Origin of the sequence: Flavobacterium sp. RSSB_23, assembly GCF_051547145.1 — a bacterium.
In the GTDB taxonomy this organism is placed as follows: Bacteria; Bacteroidota; Bacteroidia; order Flavobacteriales; family Flavobacteriaceae; genus Flavobacterium.
Genome location: NZ_JBPTTO010000027.1, coordinates 1 through 4,321, shown reverse-complemented (window position 1 = coordinate 4,321; position 4,321 = coordinate 1). Strand labels below are relative to the sequence as shown.

The following is a 4,321-nucleotide window of genomic DNA, read 5'->3' as shown; positions in this document are numbered from 1 at the left end:
GCCAACGTTCCCGCGCTACACGCAGGCTGGGATTAAAGATGCGTAATGCTTCAATTAAAACAAATATAAACAAGTACAAAATTATTAACAAATACAGTCAATTGCCCAGCTTGCTTGTAGCGTGTGTTATGGGTTTTTTTTATTCATTAAACTTATGAAAATTAGAAATCACAGAAAATATGAATGGTGGTTTAGACCGTCTAAAAATTCAAAATTAGAAAAACATTTATATCGGTTCAAATATAAATCTGATTTGATGAAATTTTTAAATAAAAATTTTGAAGAATCAATAAACGGAACTGTTTCATTAGACCATAAATCATTTAATTGCAGTAACACAATAAGAGAATGGTTTGTTTGGTATAATGATTATGCTATAAAACGCACACCTTTGAAAGTTGTTTTAAAACAAATGGATTTTAGAGGTCTAAAATTTATCTCTAAGAATAATAAAATCTCTAAAGAAGATAAAACATACTTTGCTTTTTCAGAAAAAGTTATTTCTCTTATGTGTAACATCTATGAGGAAGACGAAAAAACTATTCTACCAAGTAAGGCACAAAGGCTAATAAAACTTTTTGAAAAAAGAGGTTTTAAAGATTTTGAACCTGACGAAGACGATTTAAAATATATTAATGGTCATATTTTAGATGGAATTCAATTTAGTTATTGGAGCGACAGATGTAATTTTTTACGTTGTAAAGTTATTTTAGAGTTTTTTAAACGAGAAGGTCTTTTAAAATAACCCATAACGCCCCGCTACTACAGCGGGTTTGGGACTAAATTAAGCCCTATTTTCGGATTTGCCAAATCTCCCAGATACAAAACCAATTTTCCATTCAGCCTATTGCCCAAATCCGTTGTAGTAGCTGTTATGCGTTCGGTTTTTCTTTTCGCAAACTTTTTTCAATCAATTTTCTTAACTTTTTGTCATCACTTTTTAGTACTATTACGCCACAAATTGCGCGGCTTCCATATAGTGAAGTCGCTTTGCCTCCCTTTAAAATTTCTATCGAATTTATTGTTTTGTCCGTTAAATATTTTAGAATAATAGAATATTTCGGATATTCATTTAAGTCTAATAAGTAACCAACTTTTTTTTGAGTCAAAACAAAAAGAATTTTACATTTCGATTGTCTATTTATTGCGTCATTTAGGTTTTCGCCTTCATTTGGTTTTATAACGATTCTATCTGATGAATTTTTAAACTCAATAATTGAGTCTCGCTTTATTTTTTCAATTATGAAATGAATTTGCTTTTCTTTAGAATCTATTTTTTCTAAACTTTGAATCCAATTATCACTTTCAGTCTTTAATTTTAATTTCTGATTGTCTTGATTTTGACCAAAACTAAGATTTGCTAAAATCAATAATATTGCAATAAATTTATTTTTCATATTTAGTTTCTCGTTTGGTAAACTGACGCATAACGTTCCCGCGCTACACGCAGGCTGGGATTAAAGATGCGTAATCTTTCTGTTAAAAACAAATGCGTCAAACACAAACTATTTTCAAATTAAGCCAATTGCCCAGCTTGCTTGTAGCGTGTGTTGGCAGTAGTACTTTTAGTCGTATTTTGTTTTTAACTTCAGTCTTTTTGTTAATTCATTTTTCTCAATAAAATTAAAACCTAAATCTAAAGTTATTGAACTTTTGTTTTTTGAGAATATTTTATAAAATCTTCCGTCAGTTTCAATTTTATTAACGTCAAAGTCAATATCGTAATTTGTTATATATTGAGTCCTAAATTTTTTGTTTGTAGTTTTAGAATTATCTAACAAATTAAACAAATAAAAAACTTCGGAAGTAGTTAAACTTATAATTTGATTTCCTTTTTGAAATCTGTAATAACGTATATTTTGGAAGTCTTTTATTGTTTTATTTTCAGATAATTTTAGTTTTTGGTATAAAAAAGTTAATGGTTCTAAATTTATTCTGAATAGTTTAGGAGATTGTCTTCCGTAATCAGTTATTGACTTTATGATTTTATTGTCTTTTACAAATGTTACAGAAACTTCTTGGTCATCAGTCCAATTTGCGGAGTATTTGTCTTTTAGATTTAAGTAATTAGTTTTTTTAAAACTCAGTTCAATCTCTTTGAATTGATTAGTACTTATTTTTGATTTAAAGAAACCGTTCTTAGAATTATAATGTGAACCAGAATAATTGACATTTCCATTTTTATTTATTTCTATGTCATTTATGGGACAACTACCAAAACAAGGAGATTTGGAAATTATTATTTTGTCAAAGTCTTCTTTTTTATTCTCTTTAAACTTTATTTTAGATAATTCTAAAATGATTTTTTTACTAGAGTTAAGTTTTAACGTTTTTGAGTTTATCCCAACTATTTTAGAAGCATCCCATTTTTTAGTTATTAAGTTGTAAATGTATAAACTATCATCTTCAATCTTGTATTTAGTTTTTGTTCCGTAAAATATGGTTTGTCGTTCTTTTGTTTCAGTTTTTTCTTTTGTATCAAAGTATCCAGGTTTACTTTCACAATTACCATTTTTGTCAAAAGAATAGCTAAAGTCTGTAATGAAATAATTCTTTCTTTTAGGGTTTTCGGTTTCAAAAATCCATTCGCCTATAATTTTTTTTTCATAATTATTAATTGGTTTCTTTTCACAAGAAATCAATGTCAATAATAAAATAAATATGTATTTGTAATTTTTCATCATAGTATTACTGCCAACGTTCTGGTACTACAGCGGGTTTGGGTTCTAAATTAAGATTTATTTTTCGGTTATCACTAAACTGCCAAATACAAAACCATTTTCCCATTAAGCCAAATGCCCAAATCCGTTGTAGTAGCTGTTATAGCCAGTTTTTTTATTGAAGTGTGTCATTTCCATTTTCGTCCATTCCAATTTGTTGCCTGATATAATTTTGAAAAGTCTGATTAGTATAATACAGTTCTCCTGTTTCGTGCCAAAATTCAACTACCAGTCCATCATATAAGTCTAAGTCAAAGCCTGAAAAGTCGCCACAATAGTTGTCACCAAAAAACCAAATATTTGATTTTATATCATAATGGTTATCAAGACCTAAATCTTCAAGGTTGAAAAGGAAAGATTGAACTTTAAATTGACATTCTCTAAAATTTCCTGAACCGATTTCCCGTAAATATGATATGTAATCTAATGGGACATTCGGATATTTTTCAATAATTTTATTAAGTTGTTCTTCTGAAAGTAATTCTTTCTTATTTGTCTCGTCTTTATCATCTTCAACTTTCCCAAGAAATTCACTTTCTAATTTATAATTGGTATTCATATGCTCTCATAATTATTCGTAAAGACTTGCTCCTTTAAAAATGTCCGCAAACGTTGACCAGTCTGGTTTGTCAGCGTTTACATTTGGCTTCATATTGTCGTAATAGCCTTGAATATCTTCGGTATATGCACTCAGTGCTTCCAAAAAGTCAGGCAAAGTTTTGTTTTCCCAATTTTCAGGATTGTCCAAAAAGTCCTTACGTAATAAATCAAGAAATTTAATGAAAGTTTGTCTGTCCGTTACTTTAAAGTCGTTAAGTGTGTCGTTCATAAAATTGGCTATAACGTTCCCGCGCTACACGCAGTTTGGGACTAAATTAAGCCCATTCTTCGGATTAGCCAAATTTTCCAAATACAAAATCAATTTCAAATTAAGCCTAATACCCAAATTGCTTGTAGCGTGTGTTATGCCTAGTTTATTTATCTTCTGTGCTTACGTAGCTCCATTTATTGTTCTTCTTTTTTATAAGTAAAGCCATGTTATAACCACTTGTATATCCACTTTCATTTCCAATTAAATAATCTATTACTACAATTCCATTTTCCATTTTCTCATCGAAGCAAATTCTAGAAAAAAGGATTTTTGAATAATCATCTTTTGGCTTAATATTTTCGTCGAATTGTTTATATGGTTTTATAAGTTTTATTTTTGATTTATCATATTCACGATATTCAAGTTCTTTAAACTTTTTTGAATTCACAATGCTGTAAAAAATGATTGAATCAGATTTGCTAAAATCATTATTTTTAAACATCCATTTATTGTCTTCTCGAATTTGGTTTATAGGCATTAAAGCATTTGATAAATACACTTTAAAATCAAGAGTGTCAATATTTACTTTTGCGACTGTTGGTTTTCCAAAAAAATCGTGTGGCATCAAATAATATTTATCTAAATCATTTTTTTTAAGATAATCATTTGTAATGTCTTCAATTGCTTTCACTTCTTCTTTTTCATATGATTTTTGACAACCAAAAAAAGTAAGAATTATAAATATTGAGGTTATTATTTTCATCGTTGTTTGTTAAATTAGGCATAACGT

Annotated in this window: 6 protein-coding genes; 1 reads left to right on the top strand and 5 read right to left on the bottom strand. The window is 28.5% G+C overall.

Features of this window, described 5'->3' with window-relative positions:
- Positions 1-154 precede the first annotated feature (154 nt).
- Positions 155-745 (top strand): hypothetical protein, encoded by a 591-nt coding sequence (locus ACSVH9_RS16155; RefSeq protein WP_438064604.1) that lies wholly within the window; start codon positions 155-157, stop codon positions 743-745.
- A 127-nt stretch (positions 746-872) separates the two neighbouring features.
- Here ACSVH9_RS16155 and ACSVH9_RS16150 read toward each other — a convergent pair whose 3' ends face one another.
- The 5 genes from ACSVH9_RS16150 to ACSVH9_RS16130 form a co-directional block, all read right to left on the bottom strand.
- Positions 873-1,397: a hypothetical protein gene (locus ACSVH9_RS16150; RefSeq protein WP_438064603.1), complete on the bottom strand. Its 525-nt coding sequence runs from the start codon at positions 1,395-1,397 to the stop codon at positions 873-875.
- Positions 1,398-1,565: 168 nt separating this feature from the next.
- The gene (locus tag ACSVH9_RS16145; protein WP_438064602.1) at positions 1,566-2,684 is read right to left on the bottom strand and encodes a DUF6438 domain-containing protein; all 1,119 of its coding nucleotides are present in this window, start codon (positions 2,682-2,684) and stop codon (positions 1,566-1,568) included.
- Between the two features lie 151 nt (positions 2,685-2,835).
- The gene (locus tag ACSVH9_RS16140; protein WP_438064601.1) at positions 2,836-3,279 is read right to left on the bottom strand and encodes an SMI1/KNR4 family protein; all 444 of its coding nucleotides are present in this window, start codon (positions 3,277-3,279) and stop codon (positions 2,836-2,838) included.
- A 12-nt stretch (positions 3,280-3,291) separates the two neighbouring features.
- Positions 3,292-3,549 (bottom strand): DUF7660 family protein, encoded by a 258-nt coding sequence (locus tag ACSVH9_RS16135; protein ID WP_438064600.1) that lies wholly within the window; start codon positions 3,547-3,549, stop codon positions 3,292-3,294.
- A gap of 145 nt (positions 3,550-3,694) precedes the next feature.
- Positions 3,695-4,294 carry a hypothetical protein gene (locus ACSVH9_RS16130; protein ID WP_438064599.1) on the bottom strand — a complete coding sequence of 200 codons (600 nt, stop codon included), beginning with the start codon at positions 4,292-4,294 and terminating at the stop codon, positions 3,695-3,697.
- Between the last annotated feature and the right edge of the window lie 27 nt (positions 4,295-4,321).

Bases quoted from the DNA above. Each gene is read 5' to 3' on its own strand.
- ACSVH9_RS16155 (WP_438064604.1), top strand. From the start codon at position 155: ATGAAAATTAGAAATCACAGAAAATATGAATGGTGGTTTAGACCGTCT.
- ACSVH9_RS16150 (WP_438064603.1), bottom strand. From the start codon at position 1,397: ATGAAAAATAAATTTATTGCAATATTATTGATTTTAGCAAATCTTAGT.
- ACSVH9_RS16145 (WP_438064602.1), bottom strand. From the start codon at position 2,684: ATGATGAAAAATTACAAATACATATTTATTTTATTATTGACATTGATT.
- ACSVH9_RS16140 (WP_438064601.1), bottom strand. From the start codon at position 3,279: ATGAATACCAATTATAAATTAGAAAGTGAATTTCTTGGGAAAGTTGAA.
- ACSVH9_RS16135 (WP_438064600.1), bottom strand. From the start codon at position 3,549: ATGAACGACACACTTAACGACTTTAAAGTAACGGACAGACAAACTTTC.
- ACSVH9_RS16130 (WP_438064599.1), bottom strand. From the start codon at position 4,294: ATGAAAATAATAACCTCAATATTTATAATTCTTACTTTTTTTGGTTGT.